The 20,406-nt window shown below is 37.6% G+C and carries 11 protein-coding genes and 1 pseudogene; all 12 read right to left on the bottom strand.

Annotated elements, in window-relative coordinates; translation table 11 throughout:
• The 12 genes and pseudogenes from M2137_RS05585 to M2137_RS05530 all read right to left on the bottom strand — a co-directional run bounded on the left by M2137_RS05585 (position 1) and on the right by M2137_RS05530 (position 20,354).
• The gene (locus tag M2137_RS05585) at positions 1 to 3,078 is read right to left on the bottom strand and encodes an ATP-binding protein (protein WP_280765475.1); all 3,078 of its coding nucleotides are present in this window, start codon (positions 3,076 to 3,078) and stop codon (positions 1 to 3) included.
• A 736-nt stretch (positions 3,079 to 3,814) separates the two neighbouring features.
• Positions 3,815 to 4,347, bottom strand: a pseudogene (locus M2137_RS05580) (Fic family protein).
• A 319-nt stretch (positions 4,348 to 4,666) separates the two neighbouring features.
• A complete protein-coding gene (locus tag M2137_RS05575) occupies positions 4,667 to 5,440 on the bottom strand; it encodes a metallophosphoesterase (RefSeq protein ID WP_280765474.1) in 774 nt (257 codons plus the stop codon).
• A 174-nt stretch (positions 5,441 to 5,614) separates the two neighbouring features.
• On the bottom strand, positions 5,615 to 6,934 hold the full coding sequence (locus M2137_RS05570) for an ATP-binding protein (protein WP_280765473.1): 1,320 nt from the start codon (positions 6,932 to 6,934) through the stop codon (positions 5,615 to 5,617).
• 30 nt (positions 6,935 to 6,964) lie between these two features.
• On the bottom strand, positions 6,965 to 8,389 hold the full coding sequence (locus tag M2137_RS05565; RefSeq protein ID WP_280765472.1) for a hypothetical protein: 1,425 nt from the start codon (positions 8,387 to 8,389) through the stop codon (positions 6,965 to 6,967).
• Complete coding sequence (locus M2137_RS05560) at positions 8,389 to 9,753, bottom strand: DUF4062 domain-containing protein (protein ID WP_280765471.1); 1,365 nt, start codon at positions 9,751 to 9,753, stop codon at positions 8,389 to 8,391. Before M2137_RS05560 ends, M2137_RS05565 begins: the two co-directional genes overlap by 1 nt.
• A gap of 14 nt (positions 9,754 to 9,767) precedes the next feature.
• Positions 9,768 to 11,402: an AAA family ATPase gene (locus tag M2137_RS05555; RefSeq protein WP_280765470.1), complete on the bottom strand. Its 1,635-nt coding sequence runs from the start codon at positions 11,400 to 11,402 to the stop codon at positions 9,768 to 9,770.
• The gene (locus tag M2137_RS05550) at positions 11,402 to 14,857 is read right to left on the bottom strand and encodes a TaqI-like C-terminal specificity domain-containing protein (protein ID WP_280765469.1); all 3,456 of its coding nucleotides are present in this window, start codon (positions 14,855 to 14,857) and stop codon (positions 11,402 to 11,404) included. Before M2137_RS05550 ends, M2137_RS05555 begins: the two co-directional genes overlap by 1 nt.
• A gap of 8 nt (positions 14,858 to 14,865) precedes the next feature.
• Entirely contained in the window at positions 14,866 to 18,096 is a 3,231-nt protein-coding gene (locus M2137_RS05545) for a helicase-related protein (protein ID WP_280743860.1), read from the bottom strand.
• Between the two features lie 2 nt (positions 18,097 to 18,098).
• The gene (locus M2137_RS05540; RefSeq protein WP_348524207.1) at positions 18,099 to 18,407 is read right to left on the bottom strand and encodes a helix-turn-helix transcriptional regulator; all 309 of its coding nucleotides are present in this window, start codon (positions 18,405 to 18,407) and stop codon (positions 18,099 to 18,101) included.
• Positions 18,408 to 18,792: 385 nt separating this feature from the next.
• Entirely contained in the window at positions 18,793 to 19,764 is a 972-nt protein-coding gene (locus tag M2137_RS05535; protein WP_280765468.1) for a DUF5712 family protein, read from the bottom strand.
• A gap of 2 nt (positions 19,765 to 19,766) precedes the next feature.
• The gene (locus tag M2137_RS05530; RefSeq protein WP_280765467.1) at positions 19,767 to 20,354 is read right to left on the bottom strand and encodes a BfmA/BtgA family mobilization protein; all 588 of its coding nucleotides are present in this window, start codon (positions 20,352 to 20,354) and stop codon (positions 19,767 to 19,769) included.
• Between the last annotated feature and the right edge of the window lie 52 nt (positions 20,355 to 20,406).

The following is a 20,406-nucleotide window of genomic DNA, read 5'->3' as shown; positions in this document are numbered from 1 at the left end:
TCAAATGATGCTATCCTGCGACTTCAACAATTCGGTCATTTGCAGTTTCAGCTTCTGCGGATTGAGCGGTTTGGGTGAGTAGCCGTTGAATCCATTGCGGCGGATCTGCTTTTCATCCGTAGAGAAGGCGTAAGCCGTCACGGCAATGATAGGCACATCCTGGGAAAGCTTCCGGAGTTCTACGGTCGCTTCATAGCCGTTCATCTTCGGCATATTGATATCCATCAAAACGATATGCGGTGTATGCTCCCGGAACATATCGACAGCCTCTTTCCCGTTCCAGGCATGGATGATCTCATAATCATTGCGCAGAATGGCTTCAAACAGTTCAAAATTGCTCTGGTTGTCTTCTGCGATCAGGACTTTCAGTTTATCACTCTGGGGTTCTTCCTCTTTTTTCGCTTCCAGGATATTCTCCGCGTGCGCAACCGGCACATACGGCAGGGTGAACCAGAAGGTAGTGCCTTGTCCCTCTTCGTTCGACTGCACACCGATCGTACCACCCATGTGCATCACGATCATCTGGCAAAGTGACAAGCCAAGGCCTGTGCCCTGCACGAAGTGGTTCAGTTTCACAAAGCGTCCGAATATCTTTTCCTGCTGTTCGGGAGAGATACCACAACCCGTATCAGACACATAGAAATAGAGCTTACCATCCTCGATCAGTTTATAACCAAAGCGGATGCTACCGCTTTCGGTAAACTTGGCGGCATTGGAAAGCATATTGTTCAACACCTGTGTGATCCGCTTCTTCTCCGTACGAATAAAGCAGTCGGGTATCATATTGTCGAACTCCACCTTCACATCTTTCCGGGCTCTGTCCTGCGTCACCTCTTGCAAATCATACAAGATAAAGTTCAGGTCGACATCCGAATAATGGAAGTCCATGGTGCCGGCTTCGATCTTGGAAAGATCCAGAATATCGCTTACCAGCTGCAACAGAAGCGTATTATTATTCTCGATAATACTTATATATTCCTGGCGGTCTTCGTCTTTTTCCGTTGACGCGAGGATATTGGAGAAGCCTACGATCGCGTTCAGCGGCGTACGGATCTCGTGGCTCATATTGGCCAGGAAGGCTGATTTCAAACGATTCGATTCTTCCGCCTTTTCTTTGGCATGCAACAATTCCTGTTCGATATTCTTACGATCGGTGATGATAACCGATGTGCCAAGCAGGGAAATAACCTTGCCACTCTCGCTACGTCTTTCTATCGCGCCACGCACCTCTACCCAGTCATACGAGGTTTTTGCCATGGTTTTATAGATACGGAACTCGCATTTAACCGTGTGGTTATAGGCCTCATTCTCGATCAGTTCCTTCAACATTTTCTGAACCAATTCGATATCTTCCTCATGGATACGGCTGAAATAACGCTCTTCGGGGATACATAATTGTTCCTCTTCCCGAATGCCTTCCGCATAACGCTCGATGGGTTTGTTGACATCGCAAAGGATCAGGCGGCGCTCCATATCCCATTTCCAGGGAGTGATATTCGCTACATCCAGCGACATCATCAGTTTGCTGTTCACCGTACGCAACAATTGCTGTGTCTTATGCAATTCGCTGGTATCGACATAGAAGAGATCCATATAACCCGGATCGCTCGATGGCGAGATAATCAGGCTGAAATAACGATCGGTCGCATCAAAATAATAGGCCATATTCACCCGCGTATGCTTGTCATGCAAGATGCTTTTGTAGATATTCAGCATTTCGCTAAACATTTCAGGATTAGCCAGGCTTCCCTTTTTGCCTACAATCTCCTCGCGGGACGAGAGTTGCTCCTCATAACTTGGATTTACGGCCGAAACAACATAGTCGACCGGCTCGCCTTTGGAGTCAAAGATCAGTCTTTCCTGGCGGTAACCGATCGGCATATTATTGATCAGGTCGCTATAGCTGGCACGCAGTTTGGTCTCCCGTGTCTCGATCCGACGGGTTCGGCGGCTGAAGAAATAGACAACGACACCTGTCAGCGTCATCAACAATAACACGATCACAAACAGCGTACTGTTCTTTTCCCAGAAGGTTTGCGGACGCATATAGATATGGGCATCTGCCGGCAACTGAGAAAGCGCCAGGCCGCCATTGAGCATCGCCAGGTAATTAAACGTCGGGTGAGGTGCCGGTGGAACGATAAAGGAAGAGTGTACTTCGCCTGCCATCATACCGTCGATCGCCTGCATGAGCGTGGCATAGACCTGCTCGAAATGGGTATAATAACCACCCACCATACCACTTTCCAATACGCCTACATCGTTTAACGTAAAAAAGGGTGAGTTGGCATAGAGGTAAAAGATACGATACGCATTCGTCTGCAGGAAGATATCACTTTCGTCATCCGAACTATCGGCATTATACCAGGCAAAAAACAAAAGTCCGGTCTCCTTCGGTTCCCGGCTCAACAGGCCAACCATCTCATCGGTAGAGAGGTCGTCGGAAATAAAGTGTTCTATCTTCAGATCCGGATAGGTGGTATACACCAGCTCTTCCAGATCCGCGCGGTTCTGGGCACTGATATAACGCGTGTCGGATATAAAAATCAATTTATTCAAGTGCGGAAGCAAGGTTTTCATCAAGCCAAGGGTCTCCTTGATGTAAAACGGATGATAAACAACTGTCAGATTATCGCGTTCGCGCGCGATCGGCTCAAGCGCTATACGATTTACACGATGAATATCTTTGCGTGTGATATAGGTATCTATGGGACCGATGTAATCATTTCGGGCAAGCAACAACGTAGGAATATCTTCTCCCCAGTGGGCATCGATGGCTTCATGCATCACGCTGTAACTATCGGCCTCCAGCAGGATAAGATACGTGGGAGGCTTTTGGTATTTGGCAAACAACTGCTCTTGAAAAGCGACCAAATCGTCGGTACCTGTCAGGCTAAGCGCCAGCATGTGCTCCACATAGACAGGAAGATCCGGGTATTTCTCACCCATATCCGCTACAATACGGGGGATGTACATCGCGCTCCAGGCACATGTTTCAGCGTCCGGATTGATCAATAATATATAATCGGTATCAGCATCTGCCGGAATTACCGCCGCTTTTATGCTACTACTTGCCAAAAAGCATAAAAGAGTAACAAATAATAACCTGATAGTATATGGCAAAAAAATTCTCATCATGGTGCTTCTAATAAACGCCAGGTGTTAGTTCACTGTTGTCTTACTATGCAAATGTAACACTTGTTTTTCAAATTCTAACCTGACCCTCCTACTTTTCTAAAACACATTAACTCTATAATTATTCTTCAACAAACATCCATACCCTTTTGTTCGCACCCCAGGCTAATTCTTTTTCGTTTGTCCAGAGATAAACCCGCTCTGTCTTTTTTTTCTGTTATTTATCTCAAAAACATTGGCGGTTCTATCAAAGAAATAAGATAGATAGATATACAGTATCTTTTTGGCAGGAATACCGACTCTGAAAGTCAATGGCATCCGTTATTTTTGCTACATATTAATCAACTTTACACATCGACCCTACTAATAACATTTTATAAGTCAGCGATAAATCAGATTTGGTTATTAACACAAAATTTGTGTTTTTAATGTGGGGGTGAAAAGGCGTGCTTACTTGTAAGCCGCCTTTTCTTATTGAGTTCCCTTACGGAAGAATATTTACAAAATTCAGGGAGTTTCTTATTGCCGAAGCGCATCAGCAAGCCTGCCGAAGCGCTTCGACAATTTAGCTGATGCGCTTCGGCAGAATTAACGATGCGCTTCGGCAATAAAAATTCGGGAGGCAAAATCGTTTTGGGAAAAGCTCCCACCCAAAGTCATGGTGTGGTGTAGAAAGGTATTACTCATTTTCTTCATAATAATATGAATAATCGATTCCCTTCATAAACATCTCACAGCTGTCAATTTCATCTGTAAGGGCATTCTTTAATAAGTTCTTTAGTTTTGTATTATCAGTAGAACTCTTTACCATGGCTCCTAAGTAATCTTTCTTATTAATCTTGCTCCAATCCACACATAGCCTCAGTCGCTTCTTCAAAATCAAATCCAACCAAATGCGGGTGCTTCGTCCATTACCTTCCATGAATGGGTGGGCAATGTTCATTTCCACATATTTATCGACAATCTCATCGAAAGAATTTTCAGGCATTTCTTCAGTTGGTTAGTAACACTAACCAACTCATTGTTTTCTTTTTTAAGTTTACCTTTGAGATACTTCCAGTAGTTCCGGACTTTATTGTAGTCATTCTGTTCATTAAGGACTGCAACAATATCCAAAACAGAAAACCACCATTTATGACTCTCTTCATCCCAAATGGCACGAACCTCACGGTCATCAAAGAAGCGGATTGATATTTTTGTGTTATTACTCATCGATTATAACTATAATACAAATATAATTAAAAGAACAGTCAAAAACAACAGACTCCAACAATTCACTCAAAAACAAAACAGGCGGCAAACACTTGGTTTGCAGCCTGTTTTTATTATTTATTGATTATTTCTAATCGTCTTTTACTTCACTTCTTCGAAATTGAGCATATATGAGTATCAGTCAATTATACTTCTACGGTACAAATACGATACTGATAAAGGATGTGCAAAACATCGGTTACATTATCGTTTTTAGTTGTTTTTGTTCATTTTGAAGTGCTGTTCATTGTCAATGAACGGGCAAATATAGTGAACGTATCTACTCATAGTCCATTCTTTTCTCTCGAAATTCATTTATTTCGCCGCAATCGCATAATCTGAAATTGATATCATAATGTCGCTCTATTCTATGTTCGTGAAAATGTCCATAATACCAATCTATTATGTTCTTTTGTTGTTCTTGCAGTTTTGCAAATATCAGATCCATCGTTGTTCGCTCCCGATCAATGACTTGCTCTAAGCTTTCATCCATCTCCAACCAAGCAGTAATACCTTGCTTGGTGGTTGGATAGGCAAAAGAAGGGACGGTATGCGTTGCCACAATGTCAATATCATTAGGAAATAAACTATTAATTTTGTTTAGCTTTTTCTCATCAAAACAAGGTAATTCAGCGCCACCCCAATAGGTTTTCTTTCCTGTTTTCCGCTCTCTTTCTATCCGATATGTACGATCAATAGAAGTTGCACCACCGACACACAGCACATTTGTTGCATCAACCTGCACAATACTGTAATCTTCTAATAAGTGAATGTGTTTATGCTTTTTGAAACTACCATTGAAATAATCCGGATCATCATGATTCCCACGAAACATGACCAAGTGATTATTCTTTTTTGACAACCTAAGATTGAGTTTGCGGAATAAAGTCAAATAATATTCATCCTTATGAAATCCCATACCAATATCGCCACAGACAATCAGAATAGCATTGTCATATTGATTTAGCTTATAGACAATCGTTTCAAACTCTCCGTGGATATCGCCACAAAAAAGCAAGGCATCTGTATTCTCAAATTGTATAGTATTAAGCATTTCTTTCCTCTATGAATTTATCCGCCACGTTTCGGACATTTATCCGACACATCTGACACCAAACCGACATTTCCGCTAATATGCATTTGCCTCATTTGTTGTTGCTCGCTTATGCCAATTTGTCTGTGAACCGATTGATGCAATTATTGTGCAATCGCCGTGCAATTTGTGCAATTATTGTGCAATCAACTCATAGAAGCTTCCTGCCCCTTGACCCTTGTTAATCAGAATGCCAAATTCATTCTCTAACTCTTTTAATTCACTGCTTGCCGTATTTCTTGATACTTCATTCATTTCTTGATACTCCTTATTAGTGATTTTTCCTCTTTCTTTCACATGCTGAACTGCCTTTATCTGTCTTGCATTAAGCCCAAGTTTAACTAATTGTTCTTTAGTAAGATTATCCTTAAAGAGAGTAACTAAGAATCCGCCATCACGCTCAGTCAGTTCGGGTTCAGGAAGCCCTGCCTCCTTGCAGGTCTCAATGATACGAACTGTGCCACGTCCCCAAGAATCAATAAGTCCCCCTTTGAAACAAACATCAGCAATCAACGGATTACGGGGATAGGACGAGTGGACGTGTTTGAGTGACTCCAACGTAATCTCTTCAGGTAGCGTACCATCGTTCCAAATAGTTATCTTATCATCATATACTCGTATCTGAATAAATGAACCCATATATTTACGGTGTACCAGTGCATTGAGAAGCATTTCACGAAGTGCCGGAATAGGATATTCACTATGCTCCAAACGAAGCATGCCCTTAAACTCAATGGAACGAGTAAGGTATTTATGGTCTAACCGCTCCAGTACGTTTTTCAGTAAAACGATTAAATTTCCTTCTTCAACATCTTGAAATCGCAAATCTGCATCTCCTTTAAAACGTCCAATCTTCACAAAGGCATTCGTAGAGAAGCGTCTTGGGTCTTTACCAAAAAGGATTATTGCGGCACGTGTGAGCTCTCCGTTTTTAGTCAGACGTAACTTATCGAAAATCTCTTCCATTGTTAGTCCTTCCACATCCGGCAAACGGTCTTTCTCTTTTGACATTTCCAAATACATTCGGAAAGATCTTTCATCAATATCATCAAAGGTTGCTCTTGGCTCTGTAACTTCATCCCAAGTCAAACCAGAACGTTTGAGAAGAAACTCATTAAGTGAGGTTCCGGTCAGTTCTTGCTTCACACTTCCGCTACGATAATAGTACCTACCTCGCAATGAAATAGGAACAGAATAAGGCTGAACGATTATTTCAATGTAATGCTTGCCGTCTTCTTGCAAAAGATTAACTTCAGCTGTTATTCCCATATTATTTTTGATTTTATTGGGAATCTCGTCCATCAGTCTCTTATAATCTTCCACATCAACGACATTTCCAATATCGTCTTTGCCTATGAAAATCTGTCCACCTCGTGCGTTAGCAAAGCCGCATATCCATTTTAGATAGTCGTCATGCCAAGAGGATTTGTATTCTATGTTTTGTTGTTCAGGCATACTATGTTTGTTTACAGTTTCTAATCCATTTTACATATAAAATGCGTACCTAATTTGCGGCTTGTCTGCTTCGCTTAAATATTTCATAATTTCCCCGACTTTTCGTGCACAAGCAATAGTAATAGGATACTTACCATCAAACTGGGTATTATTCCAATTCATTTTTGATAATGCTAAAATTTCTTCACAAATAACATTTGGCGAAGAATCAAACTCAACAGTTCTTATTTCCAAAGGACTTGGAATGTAAAGTCCGGGGTATGTTTTATAATAATCTACCGACCCTCGCGTATATAAAATATGTGAAGTCTCCGACAAAGAAAACATTGAACCTCTTTGTGGTGGATAAAAACCATCTCTAAAAAAGCGAATATCAGTTTCTTTGATTGTAACAAAATCATAAGAACTTATTCCAGCATCGTTAATGGCTTTCCTAAATCCATCCAACTCATCAATACTGTAATTAGATGACTTGTGCAACACCAACCTTGCTGGTTGAGTGTCTAATGCAAATTTATACTCTTTTAATGCAGATAATAGCAAATCATATGCTTGTTTGTCTGATAAATGTGGTTGCCTATCCTTTTTATCAATTTCTACAGGAGTACCTCGCAATATTACGCCGTTTCCTTTTTCGTTAAAAATTTGTGCTAAACTTGTTTGGATTGACTTTTTATCACGACTTCGATAAAAACTAATTCCAACATAGCAAACCATTGGCAGGTTTATATCTCTCTTTAGTTTCCAAGGAACAGTTTGCATTGCTTTGTAGTAAAGCGCAGTACAAAAATTCCACGCTTTTGTTGCTTCGTCTTGCCCTTTGCTTGGATTAGACAATGAGTATTCTCTAATCAACTGTAAAGGTTTTCCCAAAAACATTGTTGAGGCTTTTAGTGCTCTGCGGAAGTTAATCTCTAATTCGGGCTTTTCTTCTGCATCTAACCTTTCTTCGATTTCTTCTTCTGTCTTTTTCTCGATAACAATTTTGTTTTCAAAAGATTTGGGTACAATGCAAACTATTAAATCAACCAATTTGTTTTGAGCAATAAACCTTATATGGTTAGAAAATAATTCAACTGCCTGCGTTACACATTCGTTTCTATTCTTAATTTTCAATATTTCCCGAATATCTGTGTTGTTTATAACTCGTGTTATTTCCGTTGAAGTAATAAATTTAGAACGGAAACCGGTGTTTTCGTTAAATCCACAAAAAGAAGTAAATAATTGTGGTTGTTTAGTGTTTGCCTTTGAGGGAATAAAACTTTTGCATCTTTCAAGCCAAGCGTTCAATTTTTCAACATCTTCGCTTACGCCAACAATTCCAATAAGTATTTCGGTTTTGCGTGCCGTAAATTTTGTATCATAAACATCATAATTGGCAATACCTTGCCGAGGGCAAAAATGCTCATCTTTGCCAAACTCTAAAAGCGGTTCTTCTATAAAGTGGTATTTCATCAGCCAAATAGTGTATTTACGGTATCAAAATCTTCTTTTGTCTTATTGTTTTCGTTATTTAACCAAGTTTTCTCTTGTAATGCCGGATATATTTGTTCTTTTAACAACTCCTTAAAATGCAAGAATTTATAATTAAACGGTTGCTCAAATAAGGTTGCTTGTTTTTGCATAACAAGTTGATAAAAAATAAACCTTAAATGAGAGTAAACTTGGGCATTTTTTTCTTTCCTTTTCAAAAAACTTATTTGCTCAAAACCATAATATGTTTTTTTTGAGCCATCGCGAGAAATAAACCACTCTGGATTTATGGACATATACCATTGATCATCAAATAAATAAAAATTAGCCTTAAAGGCAAAGTGTTTGCAATAAGATATTTTTTCGGGATTTTTCTTTTGCATTTTTGCCTCAAAAACCGTTCGAGTTGCTTCTACTTTTCCTTTCCATTTCTCTATTCTTGTCGCTAATTCGTTTTGCGGAGTATAAACATATAATTTTTCGTCATTATACCATCTAACGCCCAAGTGGTGCATCTTTCGGGAAAGACATCTACGGAGTAAATTTTTAAAAACATTTAGATGGTCATCATTCGTATTGTAAAAATCACAGGTGTCATATTCTTCAACTGTTCCCAAATCTACTAATTGAGAAAGTCCCAAAGTTCTTTCGCTTAAATCGTGAAACGAAATAATAGAATTTTCAAACAAAATCCAATCATTTGGAACTTTTAATCCATATTGGTGTATGGCTGAGATAAGTACATCAAACTGCGTAGCACTTTTCTTTAACCATTTTCCCGTTGTTTTTGAGCCGTCTATAATTGCTTTTCTATCAATGTTTAATTCTGCCCGATATAACTTACTCGGAAATTCAACAGACAGAAGGTTGCTGTAAACAGTTTCCGTTGAGCAACTTTTTGCGTAATTTTGTTCTTCTATGTACTGTTTGTAAGATTTTGATATTTCATCTTCCAGCTCAAAGGCATTATTTACAACTTTCCAAAATCGTTGTGAGCCTGCTTTTTCTGCAAATTTTGCTTGTTTTGGTTCTTTCTCATAAATGGTATTGTAAACAAATATCGGTTTATTTTCCTTGTATGCTGTATCATATTCCAATTCTGTAATTGAAATACCATTTTCAAGTTCCCAACCATATCTTCCTCCCAAAATCAATATATAAAAATCGGCTTTTTTTACTTCATCAATACAAGCATCAACCGAAGGCTTATTTACAGCATTCATAGTAAATTCAGACATAACAGGAATTGCCTGAAGCTTTTCGACCGCTCGCTTTGCTGCTTCCCTTTCATTTGGCAAGTCTTTTACGGTAGAACTTATGAATATGTTGGGTTTAAGATACTTCATTTTGATTTAGACTTTTAAGGTGCAGGATTCAACAAAACATAAAGTTGCTCCACAATTTGTATCGCATCTTTTAATTCTTGTTCGTAGTATGGCATCGAAGTTCTATGCGAGCCGGGATTTAGTATTCTGTCTTTTATCGACCTCAATTCGTCAAGTTTCGCCGATATTTGAATTTCTTGCTCATTTTGCTCTATCAAGAAATTTATCAAATAAGCTCTAAGAGTTCTTAATTGTCCTTTTTCGGCAAGTGTTAATGCGGTATCTGCTTCAAAATCTATTTTTAACTTCTCCAATGGTAAAGTCCCTTTTTTGAATAACTTGTTAAATCTTGCAAGCCGATCGGAATCTATTTTATTCTTGGCTTGACCTATTAAATTTGATAATGTCTCAAACTGATTATTTAGTTCCTTATTTAGATAGTGTTTGAGGATCTTTTCCGCTTCTTTTCGCAAATAATTGGCACAAGCATCAAATTCACTTTCTTCAAAATATTCTTTTGCTTTTTCGAATTCCGTCTTATTGACTTTAATCCTTGGTCTTGAGTTAATAGTTTTTTCATCCTTATAGAACTCCAAATACTCCCATTCAGAAGAATCTGTTTTAGATTTTAATATGTCAAAGAATCCTTTATCATGTGTAAGAATGATTTTTTGAAAATCAGAAAGGTCGTTGTCTTCTAAGATGATTTTTGAGATTATCATTCTGTTCGACATATCTAAACTTATCAGCATATCGTCTAAGACTAAAATTTTCCAATCGCTCTGTTCAAGACGAGTTTGTAAAGCTCCTAAACGAATAGATATGGCGATTCGCGTCAAAGCAGCTTCATTCAAAAAAGATTGGGGTCTATGATTTGGAACAAGTCCACCATCTTTTTTTACCTTTATACTCAATTTTATTTCAGGGTCAGAAAATCGACGACTATAATTCTCATCCCATTTCAAATTTTCCGCATATTCGAGAAGTACTTCAATGTCATTAATCTCAAATTTATCTTTCAACACCTTGTTCGCTTGAATGTTTATTTTTACGATTAATGTCTGTAGCTCATTATTGAACTTTGCTATTTTTTGTTGATATTGATTATAATAAGAAGAATTTCGACGATAAAAACGATTGCCCGTTTTAGGTAGATTATTATATAAGTTATTCAGGTTTTCAGAGAATGCTTTTCCATCGAACGAAAAATAGGGGAAAATATCATGCTTGAAAACGCTCCAAATATTCAATTGGCTTTTATGTGTTGAATTATAGAAATTATGCAATAGTTTATAGTTGATAAAATCACTCGCTTTGTTGGCTTCTTTTATATTTGCAGTTTGCGTAGCTCCGATATTTCCGTGAGCTATCCTGATTGGCGGTTCGCCTTGCAGTTCTATTTCTATGAAAGAATCGGGTTCTTGTGAAAAGATATTGCGCAGGCTTTCAAATGTTCTATCATTTGCCTCATCATATACGACAAAATAATCGTTTACCCGCGCAACTGTTTTTTCACAGCTTTGCAACAGGGTGTATAAAGCCCAATATAAGGACGATTTGCCCGAACCATTATTGCCATAAATGAGCAAGTTTTTCCCTTTCAAATCGAATTCCTGAAATTCGGGAAATGCTTTGAAATTCTGAATTCTTATTTTGTCTATTTTCTTCATTAGTTCATCGACTTGATAATTTGTGCTACGCTTTCGCTTCGTGTTTCCTGCAAAATGATTCGGTTGCGGACTTCGTTTTTATAATCGTTCCATTCCTCGAATAAGCGGATAATTTGCTGTTCAATTGGCAAGTCGGCAACTTTGTCTATCGACTGCCCGATAAGCTCCAACACGTCCACCTGCTGTTGTTTTATTTCTTCCTCGAAATAAAGTTCGTAAACGCAGGCATCAACTACTTTTTCGAAATAAGACGAAATGATTTCATTGGTTCCTATTTCTGAAATTACCGAGTTATCTTTATTTTTAAGATAAAGAATATAGTTTATAAGGGAGATTATAGGTTGTTGTTGATTAGTAGAAATTGAAGGAATAGGAATGGTGTCTAGATCAATGTTTTTTAGCTGCGGAGTACTATCTTCATTTGTTACTAAGCGATTGCAATAATACCAGTTGATTAATTTAGAATTTAATACTCCAAGCAAAAAAAGTGGACTGTCATTAAAGTCATATAGAAAATACAACGATTGCTCAGGGTAAATAGCAGTATTGTCATATGTTGCAATTATTTCTGAACCTGTTTTTCTTAATAAAATTTTCTCCTTCTTCCTCAATTTTACTTCATCACGAGTCCTTCCCGTAATATTCTCATCTCGAAATTCAAAATAATATTTTTTCAACAAACAAAATTTCGCAATGCTTCTACCTCTAACCACTTCAATTTGTGTGTTATTAATCCTATCATCTGTAATTAATTCTGATTTCCCCCCAAATCCTGAAGTCGACTTGCAATAATTAGACAAAGGGTTCCCTCGACACATTATTGTGTTTACCAAATTTTGAATAGAAATATTATCAAATCCCCTAAATTCAGATAGTGGAGTTTGTAAAATTACTTTATTGGAATAAAATAGCACTTGATTATCAGGTCTTGTTTTTATTTTGAAAGAGTAATTATCTCTTCGTTCGTTTTTTATTATAAAGGTCATTGTATCAGCAATTATCATCTCAAATTTCCACTTATACACAATTTCAAGTAGTTTGAATTTAGATAATATTTTTTTTCTTAATGCAGAAAAAGCAATATTAAAGCCCATTCTGTCAGGTACAATAAATGTAAGAATACCATTATTTTTAATTGTTTTCAATGAGAACAAAATGAAAAATTCAAATAAATTTGGCATATATGTGTTGGCATCATCGTATTCTTGCATTAATACCTTTAAATTATTCCGTTTTGTTTCTGTAATCCCTTGTTTCCCTTTTAAAGATACCCATGGCGGATTTCCGATCACAATATCAAAACCGTCTTTTACATCAAACATCCATTCGGCATCAAACCATCTTGCATAATCATTTTGATCGTAAGGATTCCACGCCGCGATTTTTTCTGCAGTATCGTTGTTAAATCCGATTTCTTTCAGTTTTTCGGCTATTTTGGTGCGCAGCTCGTAGTCTCTATCGCGATACTTGCGTTTTGTTTCGGGCGTTCGTGCGCTAAAATGCTTATGGCGTACTGTGGCAAGTTGTTCTTCGAGCGGGTCTATCAAATCCATTCCCAGTGCTCTTTGCTTTGGCTTTTCAAGTCCTATCAGCGTGTTTGCCGCTACAAATTTGGTTTCTAAATTAGGCAGAGGACGTATTCCCAAATTCGGCTTTTCAGGATTGGGAGTTTGCTCACAAATAAGCGAAATAAAGAAACGAAGTTTTGAAATTTGCACAGCAATCGGCTGAATATCAATTCCGAAAATGCAGTTTTCAATCAAAAACAATTTCCGTCCATAATCAAGTGCATTGTTTTCAAAAGCTTCTTCAATATTGTTAATGGCAGCTTCTCGTGCTCGCTCGTCTTCTATTTTTCCTGCAATATCAAGTTGGCGTTGTTTCCAAAGTTCATTTTTAGGGTCAAGCTTTTGTAGAATTTGCACCATTCTAAGCAGAATTCCCATCGGAAAAGCTCCCGATCCGCAAGCAGGGTCAAGGATTTTTACATCATTGAGAGCAGAAATTGTACGGATATTATTTTCCCAATCATCTCCTACTTTTTCTTGCAAATAAGCAGCCAAACTTTCATTTACCATATAATCTACGATTTCTCGTGGCGTATAAAAAGAACCTGTTTGCTTGCGAGCGGTGGTTTGTGTTTCAGGATTGAAACTTGCCAACAAATTTTCAAATACTTTTCCCAGTAATTCGGGATCAAGAGCTACTTCTACATCAGTCGGCGTGTTTTCTTCAATGGTAAAATTATAGGTTTTAAGTATATCAATTAACCCACGTACCTTGTAATTTTTGCCTTTAGTGTCGTAGAATTTGTTTAAATCAACTGTTTCTTCTTCCGAAAAAAACAGAAAATCTGGAACTTTTAACAAAAGTTCCTTGCTCGGTCTATTTGAAAAACAGTCAATTCGTATCTCGTTTTCTTCTCCCACATTTTTGTCGAGATTCTCAAATAATCCACCATTTAGAAAAGGTATATCTTTGGTTAGTTCGATAAAGCGTTCTTTGTTTTTAAAAAAACGTTCGTATCGGTAAAAACCTTGAATACCAGCTTGGCGATTGACAAACTTTCGTTTATCGCTCATTTCGGTGTTGAGCGTAGCAAAAAAGAGGTTCTGAAGAATGGCTTTATAAAATGTACTTCCTGTTTTATCATTATAGTTGAGTATTTTATCAAGCTCCTGTGTGTTGAAAAGTTCATCTTTAATCAAGTTTTTTTGCTTCAAGAACCAAACAAACATCAAGCGGGTAATCAAGCGAATGACAGAAGTGGAATTGCGAAGTTCAGTCAATTTCTTTTCTTCGTCATTCCGTTTATCCACATCTATTTTTATTAGTTTCAACTTATCCAAGTCATCGGGGAAAACCACATTCTGCAATGCCCAAAAATACCAATTGGACAGTTCATTATAAAATTCTTTGGTAAGCGTTTCGACCGAAAAAGCATTTTTAATATCTTCCAACGAAGTATTTCCGCGTTTGTCGGCAATCATTTTCAGACGGTCGGCGGGTGTTTTTGTTTTTTCGTTTTCGCCAAGCACATATGTAAATCGCTTCGGCGGAGTGTTTTCTATGCTGAAATTTCCGTTCGCGTCAATGGTCGGCTCGCTACTGATAAAGGAAAGACGATATTGGGTTTGTGATTTGTCTTCGCTATGATAAAACGCTAAGATACCGTGGTAGCGGGCGTGGTCGATAAGTTTTACAAGCGACTTGTTTAATCCAATTCGATTACGGGCAATTTGAACGCTTGCTTGCGTTTCGATATCCAACACAGCAAGATTTTTGCCATAGGCAAGCTTTATGGAAGCAAAACGGTGTATAGATTTCAGTTGCTCTTTGTCTATTTCAATCTTTTCGGCTTGTGTCTCGAATTGTACTTGAGAACCGAAAATATCTTGCAACCAAATATGCCAATCTTGGCGATTATATGCTTTTTTAAGTTCTTGCTGTGTCATAATTGTTTCTACTTAAAGCTTTCGCTGATAATTATTTCAGGTACAAAGTTTTTATTTTCCTTTGGTTTTTCTGTCTCTAGTTTATCTTCGTTTTCCTGCAAAGGATAATTTTGAGCTATTTTTAGTATCGCTTCAAGCTGTTTTACAGGCAGCATTGAAACTTTTTTAATATTTTTGTATAGAGCGCTGATTTCTTTTGAAAGTTTTTGAAATTTCCCCAAACTAACAGCTTCTTTTGTCAATATCAACAATTCTTCTTCGCGTTTATCTGCAAGTTGAAGTTTTATTATTGCATCCAGATAGCTCAATGCTTGTTTCTCGGCAGGACTCTGTGAGATAACAATAGTACGCTCTGCTTGTTTTTCTGCTTCTAATTGCTGTCTAAAAAGAGTAATGCTCTTTTCCACTTGTGCATGGTGATTTTCTGTAAGTGGTAGAGGCTTCTCTTCTTTATGAGCGCGATAAATTTCTTCTGCCTGCAAAAATGTAAGTTCTTGCGGTTCATCGTTTTCTTTAACTAACAAGAACGAATTACGCTTCTCACTACGAATAAAGGCAATAGTAGTATCATGTAGTTCTTTATCTTCACGGCCGGTACGTGCCCGAAGCGTCATGTTTTTTATTTTCTTGAAAAGCTCGGGATTTTCTTCTTTGAACTTACGAAGTTCAAGTAGAATCTTTAACTTTTCATCTTTTTCTTCTTGTGCCATTTTATCAAAAAGCCCAAAACTTTCAACAATTTCTTCATCAGAATAAATCTGACTATCTTCGCCTAAGGCACTATGAAATGCCTGTAGTTTAAGAATTGCCTTCTTTTGCAGTTCAATATCATTTTCAACTTTTGTAGTAGGGAAAAAGTTGAAAACATGAACTTCCTTTGCTGTACTTCCAATACGATTTACGCGCCCAATGCGTTGCATGAGACGTGTTGAGTTCCAAGGTGTATCATAGTTCACAATGACATTTGCACGGTGCATATTCACTCCTTCCGCCAGCACTTCGGTAGAAATCACTATATCATAGTCGTTTTTCTGCAACTCTTTTTTGAGATTTGCGTCAAAATTTTCTCTAAGAAGTGGAAATTTATCTTTACGATTTTTGCTGTTTACAGCCAATATTTTATCAAAACCTTCTTTTTTTAACTCCTCATACAGATAATTAGTCGTTTCTTGCGACTCAGAAAACACAACCAACTTCCCTTCTTTGTTTATTCGAGAGGATAGAAGTTTGTTCCTCAAATAATCTTTAAAGATATCCAACTTTGGATCCGTTTTAACTTTCTTCCATTCTTTGACAAGATTTTGTAAAATGTCAAAATCGCTTTTCAATCCCTCAACAAATCCATCTTCAAAATCAGTAGCAGTGCATATTTCAATGCTTGGGTCTGTATCTTGCAAATTGACAAGCAGTTGTAGAAGTTCTTCTTCGCGGTCTTCTTCAATGTATTTGTTTACATCAAGGTTTGGGGCTATAAAAACAAGATTATCATCAAACATCTTAACCATATTTGCTGTAGCCTGAGCAAAGCGTTCGAGCGAAGAACGAAAAGCAAAAAAACTACTATCAAGTCGCTTCACCAACAAAGTCTTCATAATAAATTTCAACTGCAATGAAGCTAATTCGGCATTTTTATATTTCTTTTTCTTTTCAGGGATAAGAAATTTTATAGTCTGGTACCGATAGTAAGTCAGTTCATCTCGTAATATCTTTATCGTTTTGTCGTAAAGCATTTCCAAATCGTAGTCAAGCTGATAGAGTATTTTTATGGGTTGTTTTACCACGGGAAATGTAATTCCTTGTTCGCGTAAATCTTTAGCGTATTCTTCATTTTCAAGTAAGTCTGTGCGAGTTCGGCGAACAGTAAGTGGTTCAACCACGTATTTACGAATTTCTTCGTACAGTGCTTTCACCTCTTTTGCCATTTTCTTGACATTACTTTCTTTCTTTAATTCTTTATACTTTTTTATTTTCGGAGCAAAAAAGTGTTGTAAGTTGCTTATTTCAAGCGTTGAGTCTTTTTTGTCTTGAAATAGATAAACCTGATTTGCAATGTCTTCAGGACGATTGTTGAGCGGAGTCGCGGATACTAGCATTATCTTTTTCTGCGTTCCTCTGCGGGTTGGCGTTTTGCAGATTTTCTGCAAAGCATTATACATTTCCGCTGAATCGTTACGGAATTTATGCGCCTCATCAACAATTACCAAATCGTAATTTCGGGCATTGCGGATTTTATGCAAACTTCCATTGGTGTGAATTTTGTAATCGTTTATACCGAATTTGTCAAATGTTTCTTGCCAGTTGTCGTACAAAGCAGGAGGACAGATTACTAACGTTTTTGAAAGATAATCAGGAAAACCATTGTGATAGAAGAAGTTTTTGGCAATTTGCGCTGCCACCACCGTTTTTCCCAAACCTACGACATCTGAAAGAAAGAAACCATTGTGTTTTTCTAATTTAGCATAACCGTCATTTACAGCATCTGCCTGATATGAAAGTTTCTTGTATTCCTTGGGTAAGTCCCGTAATGAATTAGGATCGTACTCAACGCTCTTCCCAAAGTATTCAATCAAAAACTTATAATAGATTTCAAAAGGAGTAAACGAGTCGTTTAAATAAGTCTCTGTTTTTAATTTTTCAACAAAATCCTTCTCAATCTCTATACTTTGCTCCCAAAGCCGTTCGAAAGTTTCAGTGGCAAAATCAATATCTGCATCATCTCGCAATTCAACATTAAATTCAAAATTGTGTTGTAGTCCGTTATCGGTCAAGTTGCTCGATCCCGTAATAACTGAACCATAACCATGAGTGTGTTTTTCTACTTCTCGGAAGATATATATTTTAGCATGTAGGTTTTGTTTCGGGTAAACCCTTATACTCACCTTCTTCTCGATCAAGTCCTGAATAAACTGTAGCATTCCATCCTCGATTGTCTTGTCATATTTTGCTGATTGAATGTCTTTTTTCAAATTTTCAATGTAAGTGTCAATGCTTTTGTCTTCATTACCTGTAAAGAGTAATCCCTTGTTGTTTGCATCGTAAACAGCCTCGTCAATGTTGATTCCAACTAAAACGCGAATTTCGGCTGCCTTATCAACAAAAGGGCGTACCTGAAAATAACCTGAAGCTCTGAAATAGCCAACAAGTGCATCGAAAAAATGAATGTTTTTATGTTCAAAAATACCTTTGATTTTATTGAGCAAGGTGTTTTCATTCTCGTTTGTGAAAAATTTAGAAGACATATCTATTTTTTTATGCTCTGTTCAACAATACTCAATGCATCTAAAGCCAATTCTTTTTCTTCGACCACAGTTGCATTGATTTTATCAGCAAGCCAAAGGACTAGTAATGCCTTGGAGTCAACCGCAAAAAGCTGAGCTAACTTAACCACTTGCTCCCTCTTTGCAAGACGATCTCCACGCTCAATCTTACAATATAAAGCATTATCTATTTCAAGAGCAGCGGAAACCTGCCTCTGTAATAACTGCTTATCTTCACGTAGCTGACGAATTTTCTCTGCAAACAACATCGTTGATAGTATTTGACTTGACATACTTCGACAAATTTACTAAATATTTGAGAAACAGCATTTGTATGTGGCAAAAAAGTTATAAACATCATATACGTGCATAAGCATTTTTCTTGTTTTTACGGGCAAAAACAGGAATGATTTCAATAAAACTTTCCTGTTATAAGATATAGGATACGATGATACAATACAGATAAACAGCCCTATATAGACATGACCGCATATTTTCTCCTTTAACATTTTGTAAACACCTCTTCTATGGAAAGAATAAATAAGGCAACACTTTTACGGAAAATACTACCCGAAGCGTAGCGTAGGTGTGGAGATTTCGCGTAAAACCGATTGCGGCTTGGTGTTGGCGTTTTATTCTTGGAATATACCTTTGTATACCAAATGAAAAAGGAGTTCATTATCCCATTCTTCTGCCTTTTTTCTTTTTCTTGGGTTTTCTCAATGGTTGTCCATCTTCTGGATTGGGATTACCAACATCTGCAGCGGTGGGGAGTATGGAAAATAAGGAAGAGAGAATATTTTTTCCGCTAATGCTATCGCTTAATTGATTAATCGATTTAGCGGCTGGCTGGCTGTTTGGCTGGTCATACGTTTGAACGTTTGGCTGCATGTCCGTACCAACATTGGTGCGGTGTTGCTTTTCATTCGGTTCTATTTCAGACACTAAAGGATTTGAGGATTGTTTTAATTCTTGCTCCTGCATTTGCAATTTCTCTTTTATACTGCCGTTTTTCATCGTATTACAGTACATAAATGTTTCTTGTAAATCCCGTTGATAGCCGAAAAGCTTATCAAAACCTGTTTCTGCCTGCTGAAACAAGTTCGTTCTATCAAAACCGCCTTTTATTGCTCCCTTCTTTGTGTTTTTGTGGTTGGTTAGTGGCGACAACTTCTTTTTATTCGATTGGTCTTTCCGGCTGACAATCAAATGGCAGTGCATATTCAGCTCATTATCTGACCTGTTGCGGTCAAAATGAATTTTACCGTAGAACTTTATATCTTCCGCTGATAATCCTTTGTTGAAATTCTTTGCGTATTCGGGAATGAAGACTTCCCGAATGTATCGTTTCATAGCTTCTGCCTGCTCTTGTTCGGTATTTCCCATCGTTTTTAGTTCTTTTTCTGAGGGGCTAACGTGGATAGCGTAGAACTTGGCATCCGTTTTCAGCAACTGCCCGATATTTGTATCAATATCCTCAATAATCTGGGCTTTATATAGATTGTCTTCCGTCAGATTGAAGAATCCTTCCGTATAAATACCTTTTTCTATACGTTCTAAATCTTCATGTTCGAGGTAATTTGCCAACTGGCGACAACCTCCGGCATTGTTGTATGTTCCGGCGGATGGTGGCGGGAAGTCTATATTCATGGTTACTCAGGATTGATTAATTTGCTAATTTCTATTTTTAGAGCCTCTTTTCGCTTGCTATCCATCACACCACAAGTTGTAAGTTCTGCGTATAAAGCTATTAATTCTAAGAGCTTTTTATTATCCTGCTTTTGTATCTGAGTTAAAGAGGCTATTTGCTTTGTTTGGGTATTGACAATATTTGCATGTTTCCCAAATGTATCACTTATTCGTTGCAGGATATCTGAATGCTTATTCCATATGAGAGTTAGTTCTGATTTTATCAGCTCTTCCAATGTCTTGACTACTTCATCGAAACGGACAGCTATCGAATGAGTTGCCCGAATCATCGGATTCAGTTCTTTTTCTTCAAAGTGGCGGATAAAACGCATCAGGTCATCCTGTCGCTTGTTGATTTTTGCCAATTCCGTTTTAACCGATTCCGGCGGCTCGGACGGATTGATACAGGCCTTATCCATATACTCGAAAGCGAGCTTCACAGTCTCTCCTTTTTTAAGATTGTATCGCTTGCAAAGTTTATCTATCTGGCGATTGGTGGCGTGGTCAATTCCAATCGTCGTTAATGCTGTTTTATTCTTATTTTGCGCCATATTATAACTTTTTTATAAGAATTCATTTTATTAATCGCTTAATCAATAGGAT

The organism is Parabacteroides sp. PFB2-10 (genome assembly GCF_029893085.1).
In the GTDB taxonomy this organism is placed as follows: Bacteria; Bacteroidota; Bacteroidia; order Bacteroidales; family Tannerellaceae; genus QVMG01.
This window is presented reverse-complemented; position numbering and strand designations above follow the sequence as displayed.

Coding starts and splice junctions, on each gene's coding strand:
- M2137_RS05575 (WP_280765474.1), bottom strand. CDS start 5,440: ATGCTTAATACTATACAATTTGAGAATACAGATGCCTTGCTTTTTTGT.
- M2137_RS05570 (WP_280765473.1), bottom strand. CDS start 6,934: ATGCCTGAACAACAAAACATAGAATACAAATCCTCTTGGCATGACGAC.
- M2137_RS05565 (WP_280765472.1), bottom strand. CDS start 8,389: ATGAAATACCACTTTATAGAAGAACCGCTTTTAGAGTTTGGCAAAGAT.
- M2137_RS05560 (WP_280765471.1), bottom strand. CDS start 9,753: ATGAAGTATCTTAAACCCAACATATTCATAAGTTCTACCGTAAAAGAC.
- M2137_RS05555 (WP_280765470.1), bottom strand. CDS start 11,402: ATGAAGAAAATAGACAAAATAAGAATTCAGAATTTCAAAGCATTTCCC.
- M2137_RS05550 (WP_280765469.1), bottom strand. CDS start 14,857: ATGACACAGCAAGAACTTAAAAAAGCATATAATCGCCAAGATTGGCAT.
- M2137_RS05545 (WP_280743860.1), bottom strand. CDS start 18,096: ATGTCTTCTAAATTTTTCACAAACGAGAATGAAAACACCTTGCTCAAT.
- M2137_RS05540 (WP_348524207.1), bottom strand. CDS start 18,407: ATGTCAAGTCAAATACTATCAACGATGTTGTTTGCAGAGAAAATTCGT.
- M2137_RS05535 (WP_280765468.1), bottom strand. CDS start 19,764: ATGAATATAGACTTCCCGCCACCATCCGCCGGAACATACAACAATGCC.
- M2137_RS05530 (WP_280765467.1), bottom strand. CDS start 20,354: ATGGCGCAAAATAAGAATAAAACAGCATTAACGACGATTGGAATTGAC.